This window comes from Gordonia sp. (in: high G+C Gram-positive bacteria), from assembly GCF_047602025.1.
GTDB lineage: Bacteria > Actinomycetota > Actinomycetes > Mycobacteriales > Mycobacteriaceae > Gordonia.
On record NZ_JASGII010000001.1, the window covers coordinates 2,095,586 to 2,120,640 of the forward strand.

Here is a 25,055-nt window from a genome sequence, read left to right on the forward strand (position 1 = left end):
CCCATGGGATTCAATGACAACCCCTTCGGCATGAACTCCGACGACTTCGATCGCTTTGCGCGCGAAGCCGGCGAGAACCTGCGGAACATGTTCTCGGACATGCTCGGTGGCCAGGGCGCCGCGTTCGGCGCGCCGTTCACCCAGACCCGCAAGCGCCCGCACCCCGAGCCCGAGACCGCGGCCGAGGCCGGCAACGGCGTCTGGGCGATCATCGGCAAGGTCGGCAAGAAGGCCCAGGTCGAGCAGGTGTTCGCCACCGAGATCGAGGCCCTGCGCGCCAACCAGCAGACCAACGACGGCACCCGCCGCGTGCGGTTCCTGCCCTACGGCATCCCGATCGACGCGCTCGACGACTGGCCCACGGCCGAGTCGGAGAAGGCCGAGAAGCCGGCCGCCAAGAAGAAGTCCACCAAGTCCGACAAGGACAAGTAACCAACCGGGGCGGCTAGCCCCGCAGCGTGGAAGCGAGTTCAACCGACGCCTCGATCTCGCGGCGTCGGTTGGACACGCTTTCGACGTTGAACCCGTGCGGCGTGCCCAGTCGTCGCGCGAAGGCGGCCAGTTCGGCGGCCGCGGCCAAACACTGATTCAGCGAGACGGTCAACGGATCGTCGGCGTGGGCCAGGTCGTTGCGCATCCAGCGCGGGACGTCGACGCCCAGCCACTCCAGGAATTCGACGGTCTTCATCGAGCCGCACACCGACAACGTGAAGATCACCGGGACCGGCGCGATCCCGGCCTCCTCGCACGCGTAGAAGTAGTCCGAGAGCATCGACTTCGCCGCCGAGACGTCGTAGACGACCTGGGTGACGAAGAACGACACCCCCGCCTGCTGCTTCGCGACCATCCGGTGGTGCTCGGAGCCCGAGCGCGAATGGCGCTCCGGAATCGCGACGCCGCCCAACTGCAGCTTCGGATTCACCTCGGCGTGCAGCTTCTGCGCGGCCGGCAGTTCGAGCGCGCGCTCCTTGCCGCTCGTCGACGCCCCGACGAAGACGCTGAGCACCTTGCCAGGGTCCTGCGCGGCGAGCCAGCGCTCCATCGACTCCTCGTCGTACTTCCCGACGCAGCGGTAGACGACGACCGGGCGTCGCCACCTGGTCAGGTGATCGGACAGGAACGAGGCCGGATCCATCGTCGGCAGATACGGGAAGGGCCGCTCGACGGGATTGCGGTCGCTCTCGTCGTCGATGTCGTAGAGGATCAGCCCGTCGAGGTCGAGCGAGTCCAGGCGGTCGAGGGTGATGTCGGCGATGCGCTGGGCGTCCTCCGGGGTCGTCGACGACCGCGGCGGGGTGAGGCTGAACAACAGCACCCCGTCGCCGCGCTCGGCAATCCGCTCGGCCAGTCCCACGCGTTCTCCCCGCTTCCACATTTCCGGTGCCCGGCGACGATCACGCCGATGAGCAGCACATACGTGTCGACATCGTATAGAAGCCCGGTCGGCAAAACCGCATCGCACGGCCTGCTGCTTTACAAATCAGTGCGTATGTATAGACATTCGACAGGACTTCCCCTAATGTCTAGTGGCAGCAGTCACAGTCCGACTCAGCAAGGAGGTCTTCGATGACCACATCGTCCATCCGTCGCGACACCTCGCACGACGACATCCCCGACCCGATGGCCTGGCGCGACAAGAAGCGCTACCTCTGGCTCCTGGGCCTGATCCCGGCCACCGCGATCTTCGTCGCACTCGCCCTGATCGCCGGCGTTCACGCGATCGCCGCGCACTTCGACAACCCGGTGTTGAACGTGCTCGCGACGCTGTCGGGTGTCCTGTTCTGGATCGGCCCGATCCTGGTGTACGGCCTCCTGCCGATCCTGGACGTGTTCTTCGGCCCGGACGGCTCCAACCCGCCCGACGAGATCATCGAGCAGTTGGAGAAGGACAAGTACTACCGCTACTGCATCTACGCGTACGTGCCGTTCCAGATCGCCAGCCTGTTCACCGCCGGCTACCTGTGGTCGGCCGGCGACCTGTCCTGGCTCGGCTACGACAACGGCCTGAGCCTGATCTCGAAGATCGGCCTGGCCATCTCGGTCGGCGTCATGGGCGGCATCGGCATCAACACCGCCCACGAACTCGGCCACAAGAAGGAGAGCCTCGAGCGCTGGGCGTCGAAGGTGGCCCTGGCCCAGACCTTCTACGGCCACTTCTACATCGAGCACAACCGCGGCCACCACGTCCGCGTCGCGACCCCGGAAGACCCGGCCACCTCCCGCTACGGCGAGTCGTTCTGGCGCTTCCTCCCGCGCAGCGTGTGGGGCAGCCTGAAGTCGTCCATCGAGCTCGAGCGCAAGCGCCTCGACCGCGCCGGCAAGTCGTTCTGGCACCCCAGCAACGACGTGCTCAACGCCTGGGCCTTCTCGATCGTCCTGTGGGGCGCGATGCTCGCCCTGTTCGGCATCAAGATCCTGCCGTTCATGATCATCCAGGCCATCTACGGCTTCTCCCTGCTCGAGACGGTCAACTACCTCGAGCACTACGGTTTGCTGCGCCAGAAGACCGCGAGCGGTCGCTACGAGCGCTGCACGCCGCAGCACAGCTGGAACTCCGACCACATCTGCACCAACATCTTCCTGTACCACCTGCAGCGGCACAGTGATCACCACGCCAACCCGACGCGCCGCTACCAGGTGCTGCGGAGCTTCGACGAGGCGCCCAACCTCCCCAGCGGCTACGCCAGCATGATCACCCTGGCCTACGTCCCGCCGCTGTGGCGCAAGGTGATGGACCACCGCGTCCTCGAGCACTACGACGGCGACATCACCAAGGCCAACATCCAGCCGAACAAGCGGGAGAAGGTCCTCGCCAAGCACGGGGCCGCCGCATGAGCGCCTACCGCTGCCCGGTCTGCGAGTACACCTACGACGAGGCCGCCGGCGACCCCCGCGAGGGCTTCCCGGCCGGCACCGCCTGGGCCGACGTTCCCGACGACTGGGCCTGCCCCGACTGCGGCGTCCGCGAGAAGATCGACTTCGAAGGAGTCTGACCATGGATTTCAAGCTCTACCGCTGTGAACAGTGCGGCTTCGAGTACGACGAGGAGCTCGGCTGGCCCGAGGACGGCATCGAGCCGGGCACCCGCTGGGACGACATCCCCGACGATTGGAGCTGCCCGGACTGCGGAGCCGCCAAGAGCGACTTCACCATGGTCGAGGTGGCCCGCCCGTGAGCACCGATCCGGGGTCGGCCGGGGTGGTGATCGTCGGCAGCGGGATCGCCGGCATCACCGCCGCCGAGACCCTCCGATCACTGGGGTACACCGGTCCGGTCACCGTCATCGGCGACGAACCGCACCTGCCCTATCGGCGCACCGCGCTGAGCAAGGACCTGTGCGGCGCCGACCTGTCCCACGACAAGATCCGACTGCGCAAGCCCGAGTTCTGGGATGAGCGCGACATCGCGATCGTCACCGGCACCACGGTCGAGCACATCGACGCCGACGGTCGAGGGGTCGTCTGCGCCGACGGTCGCCGCTTCGACTACGACGCCCTCGTGCTGGCCACCGGGGGCCGGCCGCGCTCGGTGGCAGCAGTCGACGCCGCGGTGCCGACGCTGCGCCGGCACGACGAGGCCGTCGAACTGCAGCGGGCACTCGACGGCAAGCCGGTCGTCATCGTCGGCGGCGGTCTCATCGGACTGGAGATCGCCGCGTCGGCCGCCGCAACGGCCGAGTCGGTGACCGTGCTCGAGGCCGCGCCCGCGGTGCTGACCCGCGTCCTGCCCGACGACGTCGCCACCGCCATCGCCGACCTGCACCGCGCCAACGGCGTGGACATCGTCACCGGCGTCGACGTTGCCTCGGCCACCCCCGACACCGTCACCACAGCCGACGGCGTGCACACGGGCACCGTCATCGCCGCGATCGGCATGACCCCCGACACCGGCCTCGCGGAGAGCGTCGGGGCCGCGGTCGGGCCGGCCGGCATCGTCGTCGACGACGAGCTGCGCACCGACGTGGCCGGCGTCTACGCCGCGGGCGACGTCGCCGCGCGACCGCATCCGATCACCGGCGAACCGTCGCGCGCCGAGCAGTGGATGACCGCCACCGAGCACGGCAAGCTGGTCGCGACGACGATCGCGGCCGACCTCGGCCTGGACACGTCGGCGGCCGCGCCCGTCCCCCGCATCCCACTCGCCTGGACGATCCAGCACGGCAAGAACATCCAGCTGGTCGGCTGGCCCGGATCGGCGGACCGCACCGAGGTCGACGGCGACATCGACGCTTTCGACGCCACCGTGCGCTGCTTCCAGGGGGACACCCTCATCGGCGCCGTCTGCCTGGGCCGAGCCGCGGCGGGCCGAGCGTTGCGCACCGAGATCGACGAGGCCATCGGCAGTAAGGTCGGCACATGACCGTCCAGTCGTACGCGCAGGCGAGCCGCTCGCTGCTGCGCAACTCCCTGCTCGACGGCTTGCGCGAGCTGCTGGTCGAGAAGGACTGGTCGCAGGTGCGCATGTCCGACGTCGCCTCGGCGGCAGGGGTCAGCCGTCAGACCGTCTACAACGAGTTCGGCACCCGCTACGGGCTCGCACAGGCCTACGCCGAACGGTTGACCGCCCAGCTGGCGTCGATCGTCGCCGATCAGCTCGCCAAGCACGTCGGCGACGTCGAAGGCGCCCTGCACGAGGGGTTCGGCGAGTTCTTCACCGGCGTCGCCGTCGACCCGCTGATCGCCTCCCTGCTGGCCGGCGAGGCCAAGCCGGATCTGCTCAAGATCGTGACCACCGACGCCGGACCGCTGATCACCACCGCGTCCGACATCCTGCTGCAGGCACTGGCCGACTCGACGTGGCTGTCGCTGCCGCCCGACGACGCCCTGCGCATCTCACGCGCCCTGACTCGCATGGCGATGAGCTACGTGACCATGCCGCCGGAGGGCGACCGGGACGTCGCCGCCGACCTCGCCTCGATCATCGGTCCCGCCATTGAGGCGGCCCGAACCTAGGCTTTCGCCCGTGCGGCACCCGCGGTCTTGGCCTTCACCTTCGCCGCGGCGGCCTTCGCCTGCGCTGCGGCGCGTCCCTTCGACTTCGGTTTGCGGTCGGCGTCCTCGTCCGGCGGTGATTCCTCCGCCGCCTTGCGCGCCAGCTGTTCGTTGGCGTAGCGGAAGATCACCGCGACCGTCGCTGCCACCGGCACCGCCAGGAACGCTCCGGGGATGCCGGCGAGGTCCGAGCCCAGCATGACGGCCAGCAGCACGATCGCGGCGTGCAGCTCCATGACCTTCGCCTGCAGCATCGGCTGCAGGACGTTGCCCTCGATCTGCTGCACCAGCAGGATCACGCCGAGCATGATCAGCGCCGCGATCCACGACTTGCCGACCAGCGCGATCAACACCGCCAGAATGCCGGCGACGACGGCACCGACGATGGGGATGAAGCCCGCGACGAAGGTGATCACCGTCAGCGGGAACCACAACGGAACGCCGAGGAAGAACAGTGCGGCACCGATGAAGAACGCGTCGATGAAGCTCACGATGGCCTGCGTGCGGATGAATCCCGACAGCGTGTTCCAGATCCGCGCGAGAAGCTCGGCCAGGTGGTCACCGGCCCGGGTGCCCGACGTCGAGCGCAGCCACGGCAAGAACTTGGGGCCGTCCTTGAGGAAGAAGAACACCAGGAAGAGGATGGTGAACACCGACAGCAGCGAAGACGTCAGCGTGGATACGCCGCTCATCGCCGTCTGCGCGATCTGACCGGCGCTCCCCTCGAGCTTCTTGGTGATCGTCTGGATGAAGTTGTCGAGCTCCTTCTGCTCGACGTTGAACGGCGGGCCGTGCAACCACTCGAGTGCCTTCTTGCCGCCGTCGATCGCCTTCTGGCCCAGCCCCTTGGACTGCTGCATCACCGACGGCACGATCCCGGCGACGATCCCGACGACCGCGGCGACGCCGGTGATGGTCATGAGCGCTGCCGCGAGCGAGTCCGGGAAGCCCCGACGGCGCAGCCAGCCGACCGCGGGCCAGAGCACCGTCGCGATCAGCAGTGCCAGGGCGATCGGCATCAGGATGGACTGGATCTTGCCCAGGACCTTGGCCAGGCCCCACAGCAGGACGGCGACGCAGATGATCTGCAGCGACACGCGTGCGGCGCTGGCCAACCAGTCGCCGGCGACGTGGAGGCGATCGCGCTGGACGGGCGTCGATTCGACGTCGTCGCGCTTGGCGGTGGAGGCGGCTTTTTCAGTCACCGCGAAATTGTCACACACGAGACCGCCGCGCACGTGAGGGAACCGTTGAGCCGGTCCGGTGCGTCTGAGTTATTACCGCACCGACAACCGAGGAGACGACGATGACCAGCACGCAGACCAAGGCCGCCCACCTGACGATGCCGACGCCGAACGGGAGATTCACCCTGATCCACCGCGACGACGGGACCGTGCTGGCGTCGGGCTGGACCGACGACCCGGACTACCTGATGGCGCTGATCCACCCCGCGCTGCGCGCCGACGGCCTCAAGAAGTCGACCGGCGAGCAGCGCAAGCGCCTGCGCGCGGCCGTCCAGGCGTATTACGACGGTGAGCCGGCGGTGCTCGGCGGCGTAGCCGTCGCCCAGTCGGGCGGACCGTTCCTGGAGCAGGCGTGGCAGGTGATGCGCTCGATCGGCCCCGGCGATACGCGCACCTACACCGAGGTGGCCGAACTCGCCGGCAACGGTCAGGCGGTGCGCGCGGCCGGAGCGGCATGTTCCCGCAACGCCGCCGTCCTGTTCGTCCCGTGCCACCGGATTCTTAACGCGCGCGGGAAGATCGGCGGATTCCGCTACGGCGTCGAGCGCAAGCGGTGGCTGCTCGATCACGAGGCGCGCTGACCGCCAATGTCAGAGGTGACTGCGACGATCGGGGCATGACCACCTCCATCGTCATCGCGCTCGTCTGCCTGGCGCTGCTCACCGGCTTCGCCGTCGGGTGGAGCTTCCAGGCGTCCCGGCTGGCACCCGCTCTTGCCGCGGCACGCGCCGAAGCACAAGCGGTGCGCGAATCGGCGGATCTCGCCTCGCGCGCACTCGCGTCGGCCAGCGAGGACGCCGCCCGACGGCAGTCGGCGGCCATCGGGGCGTCGGTGCACCACGTCGTCGGGCCGCTCAACGAATCCCTGCATCGTCTGGCCGAGCAGGTGCAGCGCACCGAGCGGGACCGGATCGGTGCCTACGCCGGGCTCACCGCCCAGGTGCGCGACATGCAGCAGGCGTCCCACCGCCTCGGCACGCAGACCCAGGCCCTGACCAATGCGCTGCACACGCCGCACCTGCGCGGCCGGTGGGGCGAGATGCAGCTCGAGCGCGTGGTCGAGCTGGCGGGCATGACCAAGCACTGCGATTTCTCCACGCAGGTCCACGTCGAGTCTGACGACGGCTCGTCGGTGCGCCCCGACCTGGTCGTGCACCTCGCCGGCGACCGCCATCTGGTCGTCGACGCCAAGGTGCCGTTGCACGCCTATCTGGACGCGCTGGCCGCGTCGGACGCCGACCACGAACAGCTGCTCGCCGATCACGCGCGGGCGGTGAAGTCCCACATCGCCGCGCTCGGCGCCAAGTCGTACTGGGCCGCCTTCGACCCGAGCCCGGAGATGGTGGTGATGTTCCTGCCGGGCGATCCGATCCTGGAGGCCGCGGCCCGGGCGAACCCGGAGATCTTCGAGTACGCCTTCTCCCGCAACGTCGTGCTGGCGACGCCGTCGTCACTGGTGGCCCTGCTCCGCGCCGTGGCCCTCGGTTGGCAGCAGCAGTCGATCGCCGAGGACGCGCAGACCATCCACGCCCTCGGCAAGGAACTGGCCGGTCGGCTCGGCGGCGTGCTGTCGCACCTCGACCGACTCGGCGCGAGCCTGGGCAAGGCCGTCGAGTCCTACAACGCCACGGTGGGCACCGTCGAGTCGCGTCTCGGCGTGACCGCGCGGAAGCTGAGCGAGCTGGAGGTGTTCGGCTCGGCAGACCCGCCGGAGCCGCCCCGGCTCGTCACCACCGAGGTCCGACGGACCGCCACGGGCACGTCGCCGTCGACGTGAGGCTCGACACCCGCCCGCGTGGTGGGTTACCGGTAATCGGGGGTCGACCCGGTACCGTTGAGACGTGCGTTTCCTGCAAGCCCAATCCGACGTGCCACTCGCCGAGCAGTCTGTCGCTGCCAACCGGCGCGGTGTGCCGTGGTGGGGTGCGGTCCTCATCGCCTTCGGGTTCTCGTTGGCCGGGATCGCACTGGACTCGATCGCCGCCCGCCTCTTCGGCATCGGCGACGGCCTGCACGCCCGGCAGGTCCTGTTCGCCGTCGGTTGCCTGATCGCCGCGCTGGCGGTCTGCAACAAGGCGCTGTTCACCGCTGCGGTTCAGCCGCCGCTGGTCGCGATCGGCCTGGTTTTCGCCCGCGTGATCGGCGTCAAGATCAAGGGCCTGTTCACTAGTGCGCACGTCCCCGAGCTCAACTCGCTGCTGATCAAGCAGATCTTCACCTTCTCCAACGACTTCCCCGTCATCCTGTTCACCTTCCTGGCCGTGCTGACGGTCGTGCTGGTGCGCTTGCGGCGGCTCCGGAAGGCCCGTCAGGAACTCGCCGCCAAGGCGAAGGAGAAGAAGGCCGCGGCCAAGAAGGCCGCCGTCAAACCGGCGCCCGGACGACCGCACCAGCCGGCGCAGCAGCCGCGCCCCGCTCGCCCCGAATCGGCCGCCGTGCGGGCCAGCCGTGCCGCCGCCCAGGCGGAGGCGGCCGCCCAGCGCCGCCGCCCCGGCCAGCCGGCCGCGTCGGCCACGCGTGCCGCGCCGACCGTCGTGCCCAGCGGCGGTCTCAACCGCCGCCCGGCCGGCGCCGCGCAGGCACAGGGCCAGCCCCGTCGCCCCGCTGCCGGACCGGCGGCGCGCAACGTCCGCCCGGAGCGCGGTCCGGCACAGCCGGCCGTGCGCCCGGCCCGCAAGACGACGCCGCCCCCGCAGGCCGGTCGTCGCCGCGCCGCACCGCCCCCACTCGACGACGACGGCTTCTAGCCAGCTACCGGGCCTGCGCCACCCACCGCCCCAGCTTGCGGGCGGCCGCATCGACCTGCGCCGGCCAATCGTTCGCGCTCTCGTCGGCGGAGTCGCTGACGACCTTCACCAGCCGCAGCGGCACGCCGAAGTCGGCGGCCACCCGCGCCAGTGCCGCGCCTTCCATGTCGACGAGGTCGGCGACCGACGCCAACTCCGCGCGTCGCCGTGAATCGTTGACGAAGGTGTCCCCCGTCGCGAGCACCGTGCCGTCGCCGCCGGCGATATCCCATGCCGCCCGCACCGGGTAGCCCAGGTCGGCGAGGACGTCGGCGTCCAGATCGTGCTCGATGACCCGCGACGGCAGGAACAGCCCGCTGCGCCGATCGTGCAGCGCCCCGGCGGTTCCGATGTTCACCACCGTCTCGACGGGCGGCTCGCCGCCGTGCTCGGCGGCGGCCAACACCCTCGCCAGGGCCAGTGCTGCGGTCACCTTGCCCAGGCCCGTGATGAGCAGCCGGGTCCCCGTCGGGACGTGGGCCGCCTCGGCTTTCGTCGCCGAAACCACCAATACTGGCGAGTAGACAGTTGCCTTCGTCACGTTGGATGAGGTTACGTGAGAGTAGGTGTATCCCCCGATGGCGATACCCCTACGATGAACGCATAGTTCGGGCCAGCTCCGAACTGCTTCGTGTGCCCAAATCCGGCAGCCCGGGTCGGCACCGCGCGAGCTTCCGCCCACGCCGCCCGAATGAGCGGCCCGACGCCGAAGGACCGAATGTTTCGCCGCATCGCCATAGTCAACCGGGGTGAGGCCGCCATGCGGCTGATCAACGCCGTTCGGGACCTCAACGCCGAGACCGGGCAGAACGTGCAAACCGTCGCGCTCTACACCGACGTCGACCGCACCGCGACGTTCGTGCGTGAAGCCGACCTGGCGATCGACCTCGGCCCGGCGGCGAACCGGCCGTACATCAACCTTGAGATCCTCGAGCAAGCGCTGCGCGAGTCCGGCGCCGACGCGGCGTGGGTCGGTTGGGGCTTCGTCGCCGAGGACCCGGCCTTCGCCGAGCTGTGCGACAAGATCGGCATCACCTTCATCGGCCCGTCGCCCGAGGCGATGCGCAAGCTGGGCGACAAGATCGGCGCCAAGCTGATCGCCGAGGAAGTCGGTGTGCCCGTCGCCCCGTGGAGCCGCGGCGAGGTGGAGACCGAGGAAGAGGCCAAGAAGGCCGCCAAGAGCATCGGCTACCCGTTGATGCTGAAGGCGACCGCCGGCGGCGGCGGCCGCGGCATCCGCCGCGTCGACGACGAGGCCGACCTGGTCGACGCGTACCAGCGCACCCGCGACGAGGCCGAGCGCGCCTTCGGCAGCGGCGTGGTCTTCCTCGAGCGCCTGGTGACCGGCGCCCGCCACGTCGAGGTCCAGGTGATCTCCGACGGGCAGAAGGCGTGGGCCCTGGGCGTGCGCGACTGCTCGGTGCAGCGCCGCAACCAGAAGATCATCGAGGAGTCCGCCTCGCCCGTCCTCAACAAGGAGGAGGTCGAGGAGGTCAAGGCGTCGGCCGAGCGGCTGGCCGTGAAGGTCGGCTACCAGGGCGCGGCGACCGTCGAGTTCCTGTACCACCCCGGCGACAAGATGTTCGCCTTCCTCGAGGTGAACACCCGCCTGCAGGTCGAGCACCCCATCACCGAGGTCACCAACGACTTCGACCTGGTGCGCGCCCAGATCCACGTCGCCTCCGGCGGCAAGCTGACCGGCAAGAAGCCGGTCGAGCGCGGCCACGCCGTCGAGGCCCGCCTCAACGCCGAGGACCCGGACCGCGATTTCGCGCCCAGCCCCGGAAAGATCGCCCGACTCGACCTGCCGACCGGTCCCGGTATCCGCGTCGACACCGGCGTCAGCGAGGGCGACACCATCCCCGCCGACTTCGACTCGATGATCGCGAAGATCATCGCCTACGGCAGCGACCGCGACCAGGCGCTCGGCCGCCTGCGCCGCGCCATGGCGCAGACCGGCGTGATCATCGAGGGCGGCGCCACCAACAAGAGCTTCGTCCTCGACCTTCTCGGCGAGCCGGAGGTCATCGACGGCAGCGCCGACACCGGCTGGATCGACCGCGTCCGCGACGAGGGCCGCCTCGTCTCGCACGAGCACTCCTCCATCGCGCTGGCCGCCGCGGCCATCGACGCCTATGAGGAATCGGAGATCGCCGAGCTCAACCGCCTGCTGGCCACCGCCAACGGCGGCCGCCCCCAGGTCCACCACGAGAGCGGCCGTCCGCTGGACTTCAAGCTGCGCGGCGCCGCGTACCGGGTGCGCGTGGCACGGATCGGCGGCCGCCGCTTCCGCATCGTGATCGAGGCGGGGGGCAACGTTCGCACCGCCGACGTCGAGTTGGAGCGGTTCGACGACCACGCCGCGCAGATGACCGTCAACGGCACCCGCTACCGGCTGCTCACCGACACCCACGGCCCGATCTCGCTGGTCGACGTCGAAGGCGTCACCCACCGCGTGAGCCGCGACGAGGGCGGCATCGTGCGCGCTCCGGCTCCCGCGCTAGTCATCGCCACACCGGTCGAGGTGGGCCAGGAAGTCCAGGCCGGCGACCCGATCCTGGTCCTGGAGAGCATGAAGATGGAGACGGTGCTGCGCGCACCGTTCCGCGCCCGCCTCAAGGAGTCGGAGGTGACCGCCGGCATCCAGGTGGAGGCCGGTGCGCCGCTGCTGCGCCTGGAGCCGTTGGAGGACGCCGACGAGTCCGACGGCGCATCCGAAGAAGTGGCCGTTCTCGATCTGCCCGAGGCGCCGACCGACGTCGAGCCGGCCGAGCGCGCCGATCGCGACCGCGAGGAGCTGCGCAGCCTGCTGCTGGGCTTCGACGTCAACCCCGACGAGGACCGCAACCTGCTCGAGGACTACCTGGCCTCGCGGCGCGAGGTCGTCGAGGCCGCCGGTCCGCCGCTCGCGCAGGAAGTCGAACTGATCGACGTCTTCGCCGACCTGGCCGAACTCGCCCGCGTCCGCCCCCGCGACGACGACACCAGCAACGAGCGCGTGCACAGCGCCCGTGAGCACTTCCACACCTACCTGCAGAGCCTCGACGTCGAGGTGTCGGCGATCCCGGAGAGCTTCCAGACGCGTCTGGACTACGCGCTGGGCCACTACGGCATCACCGACCTGGAACGCACCCCCGACCTCGAGGGAGCCGTGTTCCGCGCCTTCCTGGCGCTGCAGCGCCAGGAGGAGACGGCGCCGGTGATCACCGCGTTGCTGCGCCTGTGGCTGCGCGAGCCCATCCCGGGCGAGGAGCTGGCCGACCCGGTCGGCTCGGCGCTCGAGCGCCTCGTCTCGGCGACCCAGGTCCGCATCCCGGCGATCGCCGACCTCGCCCGCGGCGTGCTGCACGCCTGGTTCGGCGCCCCCCGCCTGCTGCGTCAGCGCGAGGACGTCTACTCCGAGATCCGCGACCACCTGGACTACCTCGACGCAAACCCGACCGCGGACGACCGCGACGAGCACATCGCCAAGATGGTCAGCAGCACCGAGCCGCTGGTCAGCCTGCTGGGCGAGCGCCTCGTCGGCGACGGCGAGGACTCGACGGTGCTGCTCGAGGTCCTCACCCGCCGCTACTACGGCAACAAGGACCTCGCCGAGGTCCAGGCAGTCAAGGCCGCCGGCTGCACCTTCGTCACCGCGCAGCGCCGTGGATCGGCACTGGTGTCGGTGGCCACCGGATTCGCCGGACTCGACAAGGCCGTCCTCGGCCTGGCCGAGCTGGCCGACGGGACGTCGTCGATCGACGCCGACATCTACGTCAGCTGGGACGACCAGCCGGACAACATCGACGCGATGGCCGACGCCCTGCACGACATCGTCGCCTCGCGCCTGCTCCCGAGCCAGGTCCACCGCGTCACGATCACCGTGGCCGGCACCGGCGACACGATGCACCACCACTTCACCTTCCGCCCGTCGGCGACCGGGATGACCGAGGACCGCCTGATCCGCGGCCTGCACCCGTTCATCGCGCAGCGCATGCAGATGGAACGGTGGCGCAAGTTCGACCTCACGCGCCTGCCGTCGTCGGACGAAGAGGTCTACCTCTACCGCTGCGTCGCCAAGACCAACCCCGCCGACGACCGCCTGGTCGCGTTCACCCAGATCCGCGACCTGACGGCGGTCGGCGAGGAGGACGGCAAGCTGATCACGCTGCCGACGGCCGAGTCGAACTTCGCGACCTGCGTCGACTCCATCCGTCGCGCACAGGCACAGCGTCCGCGCAACAAGCGGTTCAACACCAACCAGATCGTCATGTACATCTGGCCGCCGATCGACGTGTCGCAGAACCAGTTCCGCTACGTCGTCGAGCACACGTTGGCCAACTCGGTCTCCACCGAGGGCGCCGGGCTCGAGGAGATCCTCCTCATCGGCCGACAGCGCGACAAGAAGACCGGCGAACTGCGCAAGATCGCCGCACACGTCACGCGCGACGCCGCCGGCGAGCTGCAGATCACCGTCGGCGATCCCTCCGACGACGCCGTCGAGCCGCTCGACGAGTACCGCCAGAAGGTGCTGCGCGCGCACAGCCGCGGCACGATGTACCCGTACGAGCTCACCGAAATGCTCGGCGACTTCACCGAGTACGACCTCGACGCGAAGAACAACCTGGTCCCGGTCGAGCGCCCCAAGGGCGAGAACACCGCGGCCGTCGTCGTCGGCACCATCTCGACGCCGTCGCCGAAGTACCCGGAGGGCGTCAAGCGCGTCATCCTGCTGAGTGACCCGACCAAGGCCCTCGGCTCGCTCAAGGAGCCCGAGTGCCGGCGCCTGATCGCCGCGATGGACTTCGCCGAGCGGGAGGGCCTGCCGCTGGAGTGGTACGCCCTGTCCTCCGGCGCGGCCGTCGAGATGAACTCCGGCACCGAGAACCTCGACTGGGTGGCCGCCGCCCTGAAGCGGATCGTCGAGTTCACCCAGGACGGTCACGAGATCAACATCGTCGTCACCGGCATCAACGTCGGCGGCCAGGCGTACTGGAACGCCGAGGCGACCATGCTCATGCACACCAAGGGCATCTTGATCATGACGCCCGATTCGGCCATGGTGCTGACCGGCAAGAACGCGCTGGACTTCTCCGGCGGCGTCTCCGCCGAGGACAACTTCGGCATCGGCGGCTACGACCGCGTCATGGGTCCGAACGGCGAGTCGCAGTACTGGGCGCCGGACCTGCCGTCCGCGCGCGACATCCTGATGAACTACTACGAGCACAGCTACGTCGCACCCGGCGAGCAGGCGCCGCGCGCCGCCGAGTCCACCGACCCGGTCGACCGCGACATCTCCGACTACCCGCACGACGTCGAGGGCAGCGAGTTCGCCACGGTCGGCGAGATCTTCTCCGCCGACAAGAACCCGGACCGCAAGAAGCCCTTCGACATCCGGACCGTCATGCGCGCCGTCGCCGACCAGGACCAGCCGGTCCTGGAGCGGTGGGCCGGCATGGCCGAGGCGGAGAACACGGTCGTGCAGGAGGCGCACATCGGCGGTACCCCGGTGTCGCTCATCGGTATCGAGTCCAAGCCGGTCCCCCGCCGCGGGTTCATCCCCAGCGACGGCCCGGACACCTTCACCGCCGGCACCCTGTTCCCGCAGTCGTCGAAGAAGGCGGCCCGTGCGATCAACGCGGCGAGCGGCAACCGTCCGGTCGTCGTGCTGGCCAACCTGTCCGGCTTCGACGGCTCCCCGGAGTCACTGCGCAAGCTGCAGCTCGAGTACGGCGCCGAGATCGGCCGAGCGATCGTCAACTTCGACGGTCCGATCGTCTTCTGCGTCATCTCCCGCTACCACGGCGGCGCTTTCGTGGTCTTCTCCAAGGCGCTCAACCCGAACATGACGGTGCTCGCCCTCGAGGGCTCGTTCGCGTCGGTGCTGGGCGGCGCCCCCGCGGCGGCCGTCGTGTTCGCCGGCGAGGTCCGCTCGCGGACCGCGAAGGACGCCCGCGTCGAGGAACTCGAGGAGCGGGTCGCCGCGGCCACCGGTGCCGATCGCGCGTCGCTGGCCGCCGAGCTCGACGAGATGCGGGCAGCGGTCCGCGCAGAGAAGATCTCCGAGATCGCCACCGAGTTCGACGCGATTCACAACATCGAGCGCGCGGTGGAGGTCGGCTCGGCCGACGCCGTCATCAAGGCGGCCGAGCTGCGCCCGCAGATCATCGCGTCGATGCGCAAGGGCGCCGCGAAGCCGACGAAGAAGGCGGCCGCCAAGAACGCCGCCAAGAAGAAGGCGAAGTAGCCCTCAGCCCTTGGCCTTCGCCTTGGCCTTGGGCGCCGCCGTGCCCTTCGGTGCGGCGACGGCCTTCTTCGGCACGGGCGCCTTCCGGGCGAGGCGCGAGAACTGGTCGTTCGCGGCGCGCATCGTCACCTCGTAGGGGAACGCGAACTTGCGCGACCACCAGTAGCCGAAGCGGATGTCGAACGACGTGTAGACGATGTAGTGGTTCTTCTTGATGCCCTTGATGATCGCCTTGGCGGCTTTCTCCGGCGACGCCGCCATCTTGTGGAAGCCGCCGATGGCCTTGGACACCTCTTCGTTGTCGCGGTCGATGCCGGCGATCTCGACGGTGTTGACCAGCGGGGTGTCGACCGCGCCCGGGCACACCAGGCTCACGCCGATGTGGTGCTGGCGCAGGTCGTAGCGCAGGACCTCCGAGACGCCGCGGATGCCGAACTTGCTCGCGCTGTAGGCGGCGTGCCACGGCAGGGCCAACAGTCCGGCGGCCGACGAGACGTTGACCAGTTGACCGCCCTGGCCGCGCTCGATCATCGGCGGGATGAAGCACTCGATGATGTGGATGGGGCCCATGAGGTTGACGTCGACCATCGACTTCCAGTGCCGGTGTTCGAGGTTGTCGACGGTGCCCCACGCGGAGATGCCGGCGATGTTCATCACGACGTCCATGACACCGGCCTTGGCGGCCACGTGCTGGGCGAACTTGCACACCCAGTCGTAGTCGGAGACGTCGCCGGCCTCCTGGTACAGCACCGTCCCGCCCGCGGCGGTCACATCGGCGACCAGCTCGGCGAGCGGCTCAGGGAACAGGTCGGTGACCACGAGTTCGGCGCCCTCGGCCGCCGACGCCAGTGCGGTTGCCCGGCCGATGCCGCTGGCGGCACCGGTGATCAGCACCTTCTTGCCGTGCAGCGTGCGCACCGGCGGTGCCATGTAGAAGAGATCCTTGAAGCCCATGGGCTCCAGACTAGTGACCGCTCCCCGGCTCGGGTGTCAGATGGGCAGCTTGCCGCCGAACAGTCCGTAGACCACGGCCAGCATGGCCTTGAGGACCTCGGAGCCAGCGTCGCCCGCCGGGCCGGTCATGAACCCGGTGATACCGGCCAGGTTGCCCGACCGCATCATCTCCTGGATCCCCGGCAGCAGGCCGCCGAGTCCGGCGCCGTCGGCACCCGGCTCGGTGCCGCCCGGCGCGGCGAAGAGTCCCGTGCCGGCCGACGAGCCGGTCAGGAAGTTCATCGCGCCGTCGGTGATGGCAGCCGCGTACTTCAGCTGGCCGTCGTGCGCCGAGAGGGCCTGCGCCTCGCTCGGGTTGGACATGTTGCCCATCTCGACGAAGGCGAGCGGGACGTGCGAGGTGTTCGGTCCGGCGATGTCCGCGCGCTCCTGGAGACCGTCGTTGGTCGCCAGGTAGTTCGAGGGGTGGAAGCCGGCCTTCTTAAAGGCATCGCGCATCGCCGACGACGCCTTGCGGCCGGCGCCGCGCTGCACCGAGTCGGCCTTCTTGTCCGGCAGCGGCAGCTTGGGCACGATCACGTGGAAGCCGCTCTTACCGGCATTGGCGCCCTGCCCCGACGAGTCGGCGTGGATGCTGACGGCCAGGTTGGCGCGCGAGCGGTTCGCCGCCGCGGTCCGCTCGTTGATGCACCCGCCCCACCCGATGTCGTCGTTGCGGCTGAGCACCACGCGAGCACCCTGACTCTCCAGGGCGCCCTTGACCAGTTGGGCGACCTGCCAGTTCACGGTGTGCTCGCCGACGCCGTTAACGCCGGTCGCACCCGTGGTCTGGCACGGCTTCATCCCGCCGCGACCGTCGGGCACCGGCTTGTTGAGGTTGTGGCCGGCGGCCGAACCCTGGTGGCCGGGGTCGAGGAAGATCGTCTTGCCGGTCAGCGACTTGGCAGCGGGCTGCTGCGGCGCCGCGGGACCGGGCGCGGGCGCTCCCGGGGCGGGAGCGGCCGGTGCGGGAGCAGCCGGAGCCGGGGCCGCGGGGCGCGGGGCGGCGGTGGCCGTCGGTGCCATCGCGATGGACGCGGACAGGGCTGCGAACAGCGCGACGGCGGGCAGGGACTTGCGCATGATGACTCTTCCTCCGGTGTAAACACCACTAGTCACATTAGTAACTTCAGTAACAAGGGAAACATCGCGCGGTCGACGGGGGCAAGCTGCGAGCACATCTGTTAGCAGGCTGTGATCTGCGGTCGATGCAGGCGATCAGTCGGTGTCGGCGGGCCCGGCGACGGTCACGGGGTCGTAGCGCAGCAGGCTCAGCACGCCGTACTCGTCGTCCGGCTCGACCTCGGCCAGCTCCGCCAGGGCGCGGTCGAGGTCCGCATCGTCCATGCCGACGCCGATCAGCACGACGACGTTCTCGGCCGCGCTCCCCCGTCGGCGCGCCCGTGTCGCGCGCACTCGCCCGCCGACGGCGGAGAACTCGAGCGTCCCGGTGTAGTACTCCGACTCGACGTGCGCCCACCCCTTGAGGCGATAGCAGCCGGCCGGCGGCCGCTCCAGGAGGCGGGCGAGCGCACGCGGGTTCACCGGACCGTTGTTCTCCCAGGTGTGCTGCTGGTACCGATCGTGGAGGTGGACCTCGCCATGATCGTGCGCCGGCTCCTCGTCGCGCAGCAACGCGTCCAGGGTCAGTTGTTGCGGGCCGGCGTGCGCGGCGCGGTCGCGCGCATCGACGAGCAGCGCCGGGTCGATGGCCGCCTCGGCGGTCGTGACGCGCGGTGCGCTGTCGTTGATCCCGTCGAGGCGCAGCCGTAGCCGGTCCAACGCCGCCGCGTCGACGAGGTCGGCCTTGTTGACCACGACGAGATCGGCGTCGCGCGCTTGCGCCAGCGCCTCGTCGGGGAGGTCGCCGGTGGCGAAGGCGGCGGCGTCGACGACGTAGACGAGACCGCCGTAGGCCGCCCGATCGTCGTCGAGCGCCACGACGCGGCGAACCAGGCTGCGCGGCTCGGCGATGCCGGACGCCTCGACCAACACCGCGTCGAGGTCGGTGCGGACCAGGGTGGAGACCGCGTCCTCGAATCCGTCCGAATCGGTGGCGCAGCACAGGCAGCCATTGCCGAACCCGACCACCCCGTCGACCTGCCCCGCGACGAGGAGGGCGTCAACGTTGACGGTGCCGAAGTCGTTCACGATGACTCCGAACCGCGCGTCACCGGCTTCGCGCAGCACGTGGTTGAGCAGCGTCGTCTTGCCCGCACCGAGGAACCCGGCGAGCACGATGACCGGCACCGTCGTCATGGCACACAACCTCCGCAAACGACCATCAAATCGCGCCCGTCGGCGTCGGGATAGTTGGCGACATTGTTCGTGGCCGCACCGCACTTGCCGCAGCTGCCGACGACTGCGGCGCGGTCGGAGAAGTCGACGCTCATCCGGCCGTCGAAGACATAGAGGGAACCCTCCCACAGCCCGTCGTCGCCGAACCGCTCCCCATATCGGACGATTCCGCCGTCGATCTGATAGACCTCGGAAAAGCCGCGTTCGGCCAGTAGTGCGCTAAAGATCTCGCACCGCACGCCACCGGTGCAATAGGTGATCACCGGACGATCGCGGAATCGGTCGAATTCGCCGGCGTCCACGAGCCGCAAGAGGTCGCGGGTGGTTTCGGCCGCGGGAATCACCGCACCCCGGAAATGGCCGATGCCCGCCTCGATCGCATTGCGCCCGTCGAGGAAGACGACGTCGTCGCCGCGCTCGTCGACCAGCTCGTTGACCTCCTCGGGGGTCAGCCGGGTCCCGCCGCCGACGACACCGTTCTCGTCGACGCGAATCCGGTCGGGGTCGCCGAAGGTGACGATCTCCGGACGCACCTTCACCGACAGCTTGGGGAATTCGTCGCCGGTACCCGTCGACCACTTCACGTCGGCAGCCTTGAACGCGGGGTACTCCCGGGTGGCGCGCACGTACCGTTTCACGTCGGGGAGGTCCCCGCCGACCGTCACGTTGATACCGTGGGGCGAGACGATGATTCGGCCGCGCAGGTTCGAGGCCGAGGCCACCGCCGACTGCCACAGTCGGATCGCCTCGGGATCGGGCAGCGGCGCGAACACGTAGAACAGCACAATCTTGGGAGTCGCCACAGCATGCAAGGGTACGGACGACAGCACACCAGGCGGCGACGGGTGCGCATCGCCGGGACGATCGCCACCTGCCTGGTGACCGTCACCGCAATGATCTGCCTGGGCGGTTGCACGATCGTGTCCGAGTTGGCGACGCCGGACGAGTCGCGCACCGTCGTGATCCCGGGGACCGACGTGCTCACCACCGAGTCGTCGGTGGGCGCCACCTCGATCGACCCGTCGGCCGCCGAGGAGCGCGACTCCTCGTCGGGCTACTGGGACGACCTCTCCTACGGGCACATCATCAACGTCGCCCCGCGCGCCAACAGCGACGCCTACCACCGCGGGGCGAAGACGCCGCAGTCCCCGCTGGCCGAGTCCAGCGGATTCCACTTCAGCAGTCCCGACCGCGCCGTCCTGTGCTCGACGGGCGCCAGCGGCACCGGCACTCTCGCCTGCACGTCGGATCGCATCGACGGTGCTCCCGCCCCGCCGCGCGGGACGCCCGCAACGTGCCAGTGGAACCCCCACCTCGCCACCCTCGGCCCGGCCGGCGCGGCGGCCGGTGGGTGTGCCGATCTCTTTCCCGTCCTGAGCCGTTCGACGATCCTGCCGTTCGGGCGCACGCTGGCCGCCGGTCGGTTCAAGTGCCTGAACACGGTGGACGGCGTCTTCTGCCTGCAGTCCGGGGACACCGGATTCGCCATCACCAAGGACGGGTACCGCGCCATTCGGCCCGACGAGCGGGCACCGCGCACAGCGGGTGGATCCGGCGCCGAGGACGGCACGAGCACCACTCCGTCGGTTCCCCCGACCTCATAATCCGACTTAACAGCACGCATTAAGGAATTGCTGTTATCGTCCCCATTGGTTGGCGTGCGATAACGAGCACCCGCTGAAATCGATAAGGGAAAAGATATGGCGCGGAAAGCAATTATCCAGGTGTTCGACGATCTCGACGGCCAGCAATTGGACGAGCACGAGACCGTCCGATTCAGCATCGACGGCAAATCGTACGAATTCGACACCTCGCCGCGCAATGCCGCCGCTTTCCGGGACTCGCTGGACAGGTACATCAAGGCCGCGCGACCGGTGCGCTCGGGTCGTCGTCACGGCGGTGGCCGCGGTAAGCAGGAGACGCAGCGGATCCGCGACTGGGCCAACAGCAACGGCTACTCGGTCAGTGACCGCGGGCGCATACCCGGCCACATCGTCGAGGCTTTCGACGCGGCCAACTGAGCCGGACCGACGTGAAGCGCACCGGGGCGATTGCCCCGGTGCGCTTGTCGTTGCGCGATACCGTGGGGCATGTTCCGCACCGATAACGACGATGTCGACCAGCACGTCTCGACCACCCTGCCCGTCGGCGAGGAGGTCGCCCGCCTGCTCCGCGTCGCCCATGAGCGCTATCGAAATCTCGATGACGGCGCCGTGGCGGACTACATCCCGGCGCTGGCCAAGGTCGACCCGAAGCTGTTCGGCATCTCGGCCTGTTCGCTCGACGGGGAGACCAGCGACGTCGGCGATGCCACCGTTCCCTTCGGGATCGAGTCGACGTCGAAGGCGTTCGTCTACGCCCTGGTCACGAACGCTCTGGGCCACGACGCGGTCAAAGACAAGATCGGGGTGAACAACACCGGGATGCCGTTCAACTCGGTCATGGCCATCGAGTTGCACGAGGGCAGCCCGCGGAATCCCATGGTCAATGCCGGCGCCATTGCCACGACGGCGCTGATGCCCGGCGCGTCCCCCGACGAACAGTGGACTGCGATCCTTGCCGGGCTGTCGGCCTTCGCCGGGCGCCAGCTGGTCATGGACGACGACATCTACGAGTCGGAGATGCGCACCAATCAGCGCAATCTGGCGCTCGCCCGGCTGCTGCAGAGCTACGGCCGCCTCGACAACGACCCGCAGGAGATGGTCGACATCTACACGCGGCAATGCTCGCTGCGCGTCACCGCCCACGACCTCGCCGTCATGGGCGCGACGCTGGCCGGTGGCGGCGTGAACCCGGTGACCCGCGAGAAGGTCGTATCACCGCAGGTCTGTCGCGACACCCTGGCCGTCATCGCGACCTCCGGCATGTACGAGCGCTCGGGCGAGTGGCTGTTCGAAATCGGCATCCCCGCCAAGTCGGGCGTGGGCGGCGGCATCGTCGCCATCACGCCCGGCAAAGGCGCGGTCGGAACATTCTCCCCGCCCCTCGACGAGGCGGGCAACAGCGTGCGCGGCCAGTACGCGATCGCCTACCTCTCGCGGGCCGCCGGGCTGAACGTCTTCGCATCGGCGGCTCGTGACGGGCTGCGCGATCACCGGGCGCCCAAGCTGTAGGGCTCGATCGACTACCAGATGACGGCGATGCCCGCGGCGGCCGCCGAGAGCAGCACGGCGGCGTAGAACAGCCCGCGCTCGGGCGCCTCGCCGGTCTTGCGCTCGCGGGCGACGCCCATGCCCATGATCCCGCCCAGGAGCACCAGGATCACCATCTTGACGCCGATCTTCACGTAGTTCAGCTCCGCGTCGGTGCCCCACGGCGCCGCGAGGGCGAAACCGGTGACGAGCGAGACGAGCAGACCGTAGTTGGCGATCTTCGTGAACTGGAAGCGGTGGGCTGCCGCTTCGCCGACGAGCGATCCAAAGGTGATCGCGAAGCCGACGATGTGGAGAAAGACTATTACGCTGCGTAGTAGTTCCATTCCCTCAGGCTACCCCGCGTCGTCGAGCCCCGTCTTCGCCTCCGGGCGAAGCCATAACCACGTGCCGACGACGGCCATGATCCCGATGCTCACGTAGGCCACCGGCCGGATCGGCGCCACCAGCAGGAGGACGACCCCGCACACCAGCATGCTGATCGTCGCCAGCCACTTCGACCGCCGGCTCACCGCGCCGTGCTCCTGCCAATCGGTGATCATCGGGCCGAAGCGCGGGTGGTCGAGCAACCAGCGGTGCAACCGGTCCGACCCGCGTGCCGCGGCGTAGGCGGCCAGCAGGATGAACGGCACCGTCGGCAGCACGGGGAGCACCACGCCGGCGAAGCCGAGGCCGAGCGACAGGTAGGCGAGCGCCCACCAGGCCCATCGCGCGCGCCCCGGTTCAGCCATGGCCGCAGTCTAAGCTGGGGGTCGTGAGCACCCGCGACATGCCGGACCAGATCGGCGACTTGCCCCGGATCGGCCGCCCGGCGACCAGTGCGCTTATCAACGCGGGGGTCACAACCTTGGCCGACGTCGCCGCACTCGGCAAGCGCCGACTGCTCGCCACGCACGGCGTCGGCCCCAAGGCGGTGCGCATCCTCGACGAGGCGATGCGCGAGCGCGGCATCACCTTCGCCGACTAGGAGCGCGCCTAGCCGCCCCACCCATCCGGGTCGATCGCCGAGTGGCCGCGCGCAGCCGCGGCGAGAGTCGCCACCGTCGCGTCGACGGGCCCGTCCCCCAGCCGCGCGCGCCACGCGCCGACCTCGCGCCGGAAGGCCTCGCCCGAGAGCCGAAGCATCTCGCGGCCGCGATCGGTCGGACGGAGGATCCGTTCCCGACGGTCTGCGGTGCTCGGCTCGCGACTGATGAATCCCATCTCCTCGAGCGCGGCCGCGGTCTTGGCGGCGGCCTGTTTCGACACACCGAGCCGGTGCGCGAGTTCGACACCGGTACAGCCGTCGCCGATCGCCTGCATCGCAAAGCCGTGGGTGCTGCGCACCCCGGGGAACCCGACGGTTTCCAGGTGGGCGTGCACCGAGTCCACGAGGCCGCGGAATGCCGAGACCAGCAGAAACGGCAGCTGCGCGTCGTCCGACGAAGTCATGGTGTCCATCCTAGCCCCTTGCGGTCAACCTGATTGACCATCTATGGTCAATCTAGTTGACCAATACTGCTAGGAGAACCCCATGCCCCACCTCACCGCCGACGACGCCCGCACCTTCGAGTTGCACGGCGTGCGCTTCCACTCGTTCGCCGCATCGCACAGCGGCACCCGCCGGCTTGCCGCCTGGCGCGCCGACTTTCCGCCCCACACGACGGGCACGCCGCACTCGATGACCGAGGAGGAGGTCCTGCACGTCCTCGACGGCCGACTCGACGTCGAGCTCGACGACGAGCGCTTCACCGCGGCGACCGGCGAGGCGATCCTCGTCCCGGCCGGCACGACGCTGTGCGTCAGCAATTCGAGCCCAGAGCCCGCGCGCGCCTGGGTCACCACGACGCTCGGCATGAACGCCGTGATGGGCGACGGGCAGCGCGTCGCTCCCCCATGGGCGCAGTGACCCTAGTGGGCTTCTTCGGTCTCCCGTGAGTCGGTGAGCGCCAGCGCTCCGACTGCCGCGACGATGCCGACCAGGACCGCGAGTATCGCGTAGGTGATGCGCTCGCCGGAGAAGTAGGAGTGCACGAGGTCCGGGCTCCACGTGCCCGTCGGCAAGACCGTCGTGACCAACACGGCGATCAGCGTTCCGACGATCGCGGTGCCGACGCTGCTGCCGACCTCCTGAGCCGTGTCGTTGAGTGAGGCTCCCAGCGACGTCCGGTTCTCCGGCATCGCACCGACCAGCGCGACGGCACAGATCGTCATCAGCGTCCGCAGGCCAAGTGTGAATACGACCAGGAATACGGCGATCCACACGTAGCCGTGTTCGACGCCCCATGCGAGACCGCCCAGCGCGACGGCGAGCAGAGCGGCACCGATCAGGCAGGCGACGCGGTGGCCATAGCGCTTGGCCAGCTGCTCGGACAGCGGCGTGCCCAGCACCATGGTGATGATCATCGGCAGGTTGGCGAGGCCGGCCTTCATCGGGCTCCAGCCGTAGGCGTACTGGAAGTGCAGGATCAGCCCGAACATCACCCCGGCCATGGCGATCGATGTGGCGAGCTGGGCGATCGCCGCGCCCCGGATAGTGCCGTTGGCGAATACACCCAGGTCGAGCATCGGCTCGCGCGTGCGGCGCTCATGCCACACGAAGCCCGCCAGCGCGGCCAGCGCACCGACGATCGAGCCGACCGTCTGCCACGACGCCCAACCGTTCTCGACGCCCGACGTCAACGTGTAGCAGCCCAGGCCGATGGCCAGGACGCTGAGCGCGGCACCGGGCAGGTCGAGCCTGTCGTCGGTGAGGCCGTCGGGCTCGTCGGCGGGCACGCCCAGACGGACGCCGATCCAGGCGATCAGGGCGATCGGTGCGTTCACCAGGATCAACCAGTGCCAGCTGACGTGGGCCAGGGCGGTGCCGCCGAGCACCGGGCCGAGGATGAAGCCGCTCATCCCGACGACGATCATGATCGTCATCGCACGCATGCGCAGGGCGTCGTCGTCGAACAGGCGGAACACGAGCGAGTTGGTGATCGGGGCCATCATCGCGGCCGCGATCCCCAGCAAGGCGCGCAGCGCGATCAGGTGCCCCACCGAGTTCACGGCGAGCACACCGATGCTCAGCACGCCGAACACCGCCAGGCCCCAGAGCAGGACCTTGCGCCGTCCGATCCGGTCGGCTGCCGAACCCGCGGTGAGGAGAAGTCCGCCGAAGGTCAGCGAGTACGCGCCCGTGACCCACTGCAGGCCGGTGGTGCCGGCGCCCAGATCGCGGCCGATGGTCGGCAGCGCGATGGTCAAGAGCGTGTTGTCCACCATCTCGACGAAGAACGCGAGGCAGAGGGCGAGCATGGGGATCCACGCGGCACGCAGCGACGTGAAGGTGCGCGCCGGGGTCGAAGTCTCATTCGCAGCGGCCATGAGACACCTCCTTG

26 protein-coding genes are annotated in these 25,055 nt (G+C 69.3%); 15 read left to right on the forward strand and 11 right to left on the reverse strand.

Annotated features, from left to right (window positions below; translation table 11 throughout):
• Window positions 1-3: 3 nt before the first annotated feature.
• Window positions 4-432: a hypothetical protein gene (locus tag QM728_RS10460; protein ID WP_415031951.1), complete on the forward strand. Its 429-nt coding sequence runs from the start codon at window positions 4-6 to the stop codon at window positions 430-432.
• A 13-nt stretch (window positions 433-445) separates the two neighbouring features.
• Here the strand turns inward: QM728_RS10460 and QM728_RS10465 are convergent, their stop codons facing one another.
• Window positions 446-1,354 (reverse strand): methylenetetrahydrofolate reductase, encoded by a 909-nt coding sequence (locus tag QM728_RS10465; protein ID WP_415031952.1) that lies wholly within the window; start codon window positions 1,352-1,354, stop codon window positions 446-448.
• 212 nt (window positions 1,355-1,566) lie between these two features.
• On the opposite strand from QM728_RS10465, the gene QM728_RS10470 reads away from it, so the two are divergent.
• Genes QM728_RS10470 through QM728_RS10490 form a run of 5 tightly spaced genes read left to right on the forward strand, consistent with a single transcriptional unit; the run spans window position 1,567 to window position 4,952 of the window.
• Window positions 1,567-2,835, forward strand: a complete 1,269-nt coding sequence (locus tag QM728_RS10470) for an alkane 1-monooxygenase (protein WP_415031953.1) — start codon at window positions 1,567-1,569, stop codon at window positions 2,833-2,835.
• Window positions 2,832-2,993 (forward strand): rubredoxin, encoded by a 162-nt coding sequence (locus tag QM728_RS10475; protein ID WP_415031954.1) that lies wholly within the window; start codon window positions 2,832-2,834, stop codon window positions 2,991-2,993. The genes QM728_RS10470 and QM728_RS10475 overlap by 4 nt, the downstream gene beginning before the upstream one ends.
• A 2-nt stretch (window positions 2,994-2,995) precedes the next feature.
• Window positions 2,996-3,175: a rubredoxin gene (locus QM728_RS10480; RefSeq protein ID WP_415031955.1), complete on the forward strand. Its 180-nt coding sequence runs from the start codon at window positions 2,996-2,998 to the stop codon at window positions 3,173-3,175.
• Window positions 3,172-4,359, forward strand: a complete 1,188-nt coding sequence (locus QM728_RS10485) for an NAD(P)/FAD-dependent oxidoreductase (protein ID WP_415031956.1) — start codon at window positions 3,172-3,174, stop codon at window positions 4,357-4,359. Before QM728_RS10480 ends, QM728_RS10485 begins: the two co-directional genes overlap by 4 nt.
• Window positions 4,356-4,952 (forward strand): TetR family transcriptional regulator, encoded by a 597-nt coding sequence (locus QM728_RS10490; RefSeq protein ID WP_415031957.1) that lies wholly within the window; start codon window positions 4,356-4,358, stop codon window positions 4,950-4,952. Before QM728_RS10485 ends, QM728_RS10490 begins: the two co-directional genes overlap by 4 nt.
• Here the strand turns inward: QM728_RS10490 and QM728_RS10495 are convergent.
• Complete coding sequence (locus tag QM728_RS10495) at window positions 4,949-6,196, reverse strand: AI-2E family transporter (RefSeq protein WP_415031958.1); 1,248 nt, start codon at window positions 6,194-6,196, stop codon at window positions 4,949-4,951. The genes QM728_RS10490 and QM728_RS10495 overlap by 4 nt on opposite strands.
• A 101-nt stretch (window positions 6,197-6,297) precedes the next feature.
• Between QM728_RS10495 and QM728_RS10500 the strand changes: the two genes are divergently transcribed.
• The 3 genes from QM728_RS10500 to QM728_RS10510 all read left to right on the forward strand — a co-directional run bounded on the left by QM728_RS10500 (window position 6,298) and on the right by QM728_RS10510 (window position 8,982).
• Window positions 6,298-6,816, forward strand: coding sequence for a methylated-DNA--[protein]-cysteine S-methyltransferase (locus QM728_RS10500; RefSeq protein WP_415031959.1), 519 nt, complete (start codon window positions 6,298-6,300; stop codon window positions 6,814-6,816).
• A gap of 35 nt (window positions 6,817-6,851) precedes the next feature.
• A complete protein-coding gene (locus QM728_RS10505) occupies window positions 6,852-8,012 on the forward strand; it encodes a DNA recombination protein RmuC (RefSeq protein ID WP_415031960.1) in 1,161 nt (386 codons plus the stop codon).
• Between the two features lie 64 nt (window positions 8,013-8,076).
• Window positions 8,077-8,982 (forward strand): DUF6542 domain-containing protein, encoded by a 906-nt coding sequence (locus QM728_RS10510; RefSeq protein ID WP_415031961.1) that lies wholly within the window; start codon window positions 8,077-8,079, stop codon window positions 8,980-8,982.
• 4 nt (window positions 8,983-8,986) lie between these two features.
• Here the strand turns inward: QM728_RS10510 and QM728_RS10515 are convergent, their stop codons facing one another.
• Window positions 8,987-9,562 (reverse strand): nucleosidase, encoded by a 576-nt coding sequence (locus QM728_RS10515; RefSeq protein WP_415031962.1) that lies wholly within the window; start codon window positions 9,560-9,562, stop codon window positions 8,987-8,989.
• A 177-nt stretch (window positions 9,563-9,739) separates the two neighbouring features.
• Here QM728_RS10515 and QM728_RS10520 point away from each other — a divergent pair, with 177 nt between their 5' ends.
• Window positions 9,740-15,250 carry a carboxyl transferase domain-containing protein gene (locus QM728_RS10520; RefSeq protein WP_415032884.1) on the forward strand — a complete coding sequence of 1,837 codons (5,511 nt, stop codon included), beginning with the start codon at window positions 9,740-9,742 and terminating at the stop codon, window positions 15,248-15,250.
• 3 nt (window positions 15,251-15,253) lie between these two features.
• Here QM728_RS10520 and QM728_RS10525 read toward each other — a convergent pair whose 3' ends face one another.
• From QM728_RS10525 to QM728_RS10540, 4 genes are all read right to left on the reverse strand, one after another.
• On the reverse strand, window positions 15,254-16,204 hold the full coding sequence (locus tag QM728_RS10525; RefSeq protein WP_415031963.1) for an SDR family oxidoreductase: 951 nt from the start codon (window positions 16,202-16,204) through the stop codon (window positions 15,254-15,256).
• Window positions 16,205-16,240: 36 nt separating this feature from the next.
• Window positions 16,241-17,326: an N-acetylmuramoyl-L-alanine amidase family protein gene (locus tag QM728_RS10530; protein ID WP_415031964.1), complete on the reverse strand. Its 1,086-nt coding sequence runs from the start codon at window positions 17,324-17,326 to the stop codon at window positions 16,241-16,243.
• Between the two features lie 135 nt (window positions 17,327-17,461).
• Window positions 17,462-18,502 carry a CobW family GTP-binding protein gene (locus QM728_RS10535; RefSeq protein WP_415031965.1) on the reverse strand — a complete coding sequence of 347 codons (1,041 nt, stop codon included), beginning with the start codon at window positions 18,500-18,502 and terminating at the stop codon, window positions 17,462-17,464.
• Entirely contained in the window at window positions 18,499-19,344 is an 846-nt protein-coding gene (locus tag QM728_RS10540) for a rhodanese-related sulfurtransferase (RefSeq protein ID WP_415031966.1), read from the reverse strand. The genes QM728_RS10535 and QM728_RS10540 overlap by 4 nt, the downstream gene beginning before the upstream one ends.
• A 42-nt stretch (window positions 19,345-19,386) precedes the next feature.
• Here QM728_RS10540 and QM728_RS10545 point away from each other — a divergent pair, with 42 nt between their 5' ends.
• From QM728_RS10545 to glsA, 3 genes are all read left to right on the forward strand, one after another.
• The gene (locus QM728_RS10545) at window positions 19,387-20,145 is read left to right on the forward strand and encodes a hypothetical protein (RefSeq protein ID WP_415031967.1); all 759 of its coding nucleotides are present in this window, start codon (window positions 19,387-19,389) and stop codon (window positions 20,143-20,145) included.
• A 96-nt stretch (window positions 20,146-20,241) separates the two neighbouring features.
• Window positions 20,242-20,562: a histone-like nucleoid-structuring protein Lsr2 gene (locus QM728_RS10550; protein ID WP_415031968.1), complete on the forward strand. Its 321-nt coding sequence runs from the start codon at window positions 20,242-20,244 to the stop codon at window positions 20,560-20,562.
• A gap of 69 nt (window positions 20,563-20,631) precedes the next feature.
• Entirely contained in the window at window positions 20,632-21,654 is a 1,023-nt protein-coding gene (gene glsA / locus QM728_RS10555) for a glutaminase A (RefSeq protein WP_415031969.1), read from the forward strand.
• Between the two features lie 11 nt (window positions 21,655-21,665).
• Here the strand turns inward: glsA and QM728_RS10560 are convergent, their stop codons facing one another.
• Window positions 21,666-22,019 (reverse strand): Fe-S protein, encoded by a 354-nt coding sequence (locus tag QM728_RS10560; RefSeq protein WP_415031970.1) that lies wholly within the window; start codon window positions 22,017-22,019, stop codon window positions 21,666-21,668.
• A gap of 9 nt (window positions 22,020-22,028) precedes the next feature.
• Window positions 22,029-22,424 carry a YbaN family protein gene (locus QM728_RS10565; protein ID WP_415031971.1) on the reverse strand — a complete coding sequence of 132 codons (396 nt, stop codon included), beginning with the start codon at window positions 22,422-22,424 and terminating at the stop codon, window positions 22,029-22,031.
• 23 nt (window positions 22,425-22,447) lie between these two features.
• On the opposite strand from QM728_RS10565, the gene QM728_RS10570 reads away from it, so the two are divergent.
• Complete coding sequence (locus tag QM728_RS10570) at window positions 22,448-22,660, forward strand: hypothetical protein (RefSeq protein ID WP_415031972.1); 213 nt, start codon at window positions 22,448-22,450, stop codon at window positions 22,658-22,660.
• A gap of 8 nt (window positions 22,661-22,668) precedes the next feature.
• On the opposite strand, the gene QM728_RS10575 is transcribed toward QM728_RS10570, so the two are convergent.
• Window positions 22,669-23,124, reverse strand: a complete 456-nt coding sequence (locus tag QM728_RS10575; protein ID WP_415031973.1) for a MarR family winged helix-turn-helix transcriptional regulator — start codon at window positions 23,122-23,124, stop codon at window positions 22,669-22,671.
• An 82-nt stretch (window positions 23,125-23,206) separates the two neighbouring features.
• Between QM728_RS10575 and QM728_RS10580 the strand changes: the two genes are divergently transcribed.
• The gene (locus QM728_RS10580) at window positions 23,207-23,581 is read left to right on the forward strand and encodes a cupin domain-containing protein (RefSeq protein ID WP_415031974.1); all 375 of its coding nucleotides are present in this window, start codon (window positions 23,207-23,209) and stop codon (window positions 23,579-23,581) included.
• Between the two features lie 2 nt (window positions 23,582-23,583).
• On the opposite strand, the gene QM728_RS10585 is transcribed toward QM728_RS10580, so the two are convergent.
• Complete coding sequence (locus tag QM728_RS10585) at window positions 23,584-25,041, reverse strand: MFS transporter (protein ID WP_415031975.1); 1,458 nt, start codon at window positions 25,039-25,041, stop codon at window positions 23,584-23,586.
• Window positions 25,042-25,055 lie beyond the last annotated feature (14 nt).